This window comes from Salegentibacter tibetensis (assembly GCF_020164485.1).
GTDB lineage: Bacteria > Bacteroidota > Bacteroidia > Flavobacteriales > Flavobacteriaceae > Salegentibacter > Salegentibacter tibetensis.
Genome location: NZ_JAIQZA010000073.1, coordinates 1 through 2530 on the forward strand (window position 1 = coordinate 1; position 2530 = coordinate 2530).

Annotated in this window: 2 protein-coding genes; one reads left to right on the plus strand and one right to left on the minus strand. The window is 35.8% G+C overall.

From position 1 onward, the window contains the following. Positions 1-400: 400 nt before the first annotated feature. Entirely contained in the window at positions 401-1144 is a 744-nt protein-coding gene (locus LB467_RS18460; RefSeq protein ID WP_224475628.1) for an NIPSNAP family protein, read from the minus strand. A gap of 501 nt (positions 1145-1645) precedes the next feature. Between LB467_RS18460 and LB467_RS18465 the strand changes: the two genes are divergently transcribed. Next, on the plus strand, positions 1646-2530 hold an 885-nt coding region (locus tag LB467_RS18465; RefSeq protein ID WP_224475629.1), incomplete at its 3' end, for a helix-turn-helix transcriptional regulator.

Here is a 2530-nt window from a genome sequence, read left to right on the forward strand (position 1 = left end):
TTTGAGTATTAGCCTCTTTGAGAAAGTAACTATAAATCAACTACTTAACAATAAAGAATACAGAAAGAATATTAATGACGATTATAACCAACTGAAAATGTTTAATTTATAACCGGACACTAGTGATTCATAATCATTATTTACCTTGATAAGTACTAAAATCCATGCATGAGTACATGGATTATTTTATTCTCCTGAAATAATGCCTTACTCATCTTCATCTGACTGATATAAAAAAAATAAAAATCAGTAATTCAAAATGAGTATTTTAGTGTAATTCCATGGAAATGCAGGAGCGAGAAAATAAGCTTGCTCAACCCAGGTATTTTAATCCCTCATTGAGGGTTTAATTCCCCGAGGTTCTTGATTTTGTTAGGTTAGAAAATCGGGAATAAGGTCACTACAACTGAGAATACGGCAGGGATTTTAAAAATACCCTGGTGATGTCAGAAACCGTATTGGCATATTCCTCCAGGTTTGAAATCCGCTGCCAGTCTGGATGCTCACCAAAATTTGACCAGGCCTCCTGATGCTTCTCTTTATCCTTAAAGGCCAGCAAATAGGTTAATGAAGGCATCTGATCTCCAGAGATATTTTTTCCGAAGAAAACTGTACGCAGCCCTGCATCCGCAAAAATGTCAAATTCATCTTCATTGAACATTTTTAATTTACGTCGCAATGCATCTTCATTATAACTTTCGTAGATTCTCAATTCAAATTGATCCAAATCATCGGCGGGCTTCACGAGATCTGGGAAACCCCAGATAGATCTTATAAACCTGGTTTCATACCTTTCAAATGGGATCTTATCGGGTGTGGTGTTCCGGTAAGTTTCCGCTGCTGATTTCAATTGATCGTCATCTTCAAGCCCATCGGAAACGTCCAGATATTGTTGCATATTTTTATACGGAATTAAGAGATAGACTTTTTTAGGTAAAGTTTCTCCACTTTCTTCAAAAGCTCCCACATTGGATACTTCCTGGCGATTCAATGTCGGGATAAGAGCGTTTTTAAAATAATCATGAAGCAAGTCTTCTGAGGTGGCAAACTTCATGTCATATACCCTTAGTTCATAAACTTCAGATTGGGAATAAGAGGAGGTCAAAAAGAATAAGCTCGCAATTAGGATAAGTCGTAAGATCATAATTTAAATAATTAAGATACTAAGATAATATTTAAATCGTGTTTTACCCTTTTTCTGGTCACAAGTAACTAGTTTTGGTCAATCACAATTTTCACATCTTAAAACCGGAAATTTCTATTTTTCTGGCTATTTCAAACCAGATTACCTGTAAGTAAAAAGGAGTTTTCGGGAAATCATATAGAGAGTTTACATTAGATAATAACTATGATGTAGTTGATAGCGAAAGTGTGTACTTAAAAATTTCTTCCGATACAAAAACTATTGAAATTAAGTTCTGTCAGGCGGACTTGAGCCTAAAAGCTTTTTGGCTCGTGCATAAGACAATTTGTAATGAACCTCTTTGACTGAAACGAAGCTTTTGCGAAGTGGAGGGAAAAGTGGTGAGTGGTTTATATATTCCTTTGTAATAAAATAGTGATTAATACAAAAGATTTAAACATAACGACAATTGATGTCGCTGTAGTTTAATACTTTTATGCTATAACCAAAAAGAACCCCGGTATGTCCAGACAAGAAAGTATTCTTAGACAGCGAGCAATTGTGAATAAACTTACCCGGAAACCCTGTACTTTTGAGGAAATTCAGGATTATTTGGAGCTGCAGGGAGAAATAGCTTCCTGTGATTTATATTGTTCCCTGAGAACTTTTCAGAGAGACGTTAAAAAAATAGATAGGCTTTACGAAATAAAAATAGCCTATGATAAATCTCAAAAGGTATATCGAATTATTGAAGATGGGCGGGAATCCCATTCGGAAAGGCTAATGGAAACTTTTGATCTTTACAATGCGATAAAAATTGGAAACAGCTACGGGAAAAATCTGATTTTTGAAAACAGGAAAGCTTTGGGGACTGAACATATGCACGGGCTACTTCACGCGATAAAAAATGGTTTCGAGGTATCTTTTACCTATCACAAATTTTATGATGATACTACTACTATGCGGACAATTCAGCCTGCGGCTATTAAAGAAGCTCGTAACCGTTGGTATGTACTTGGCAAAGATGTAAAGGATGATATCTATAAAAGTTTTGGGCTGGATAGAATAGAAGGCCTGGAAATAAGTCGGATAAAATTTAAAAGAACAGCAGACTTTGACCCTGCAGAAGATTACGAACATTCCTTTGGTATCATTAACGCAACCGGGGAAAAGGCAGAGCAGGTGCAATTATCTTTTACCCCAAGAGAAGGACGCTACGTAAAAAGTTTGCCTTTACATCACTCACAAAAGCTAGAAAAAGAAACAAAAGAGGAAACTGTGTTTTCATATGTGTTTTATTTTATTTTTAATCAATTAGGGCCAAAACTCTCCCGTAGGGCTTACTGCTCTATGACCGGTTTTCACTATTTACAGTGTGCTATAGGCCCAATTTTAATGGTGATCTAT

Excerpts from the sequence above, each read along its gene's own strand:
- LB467_RS18460 (WP_224475628.1), bottom strand. The coding sequence starts at position 1,144 with ATGATCTTACGACTTATCCTAATTGCGAGCTTATTCTTTTTGACCTCC.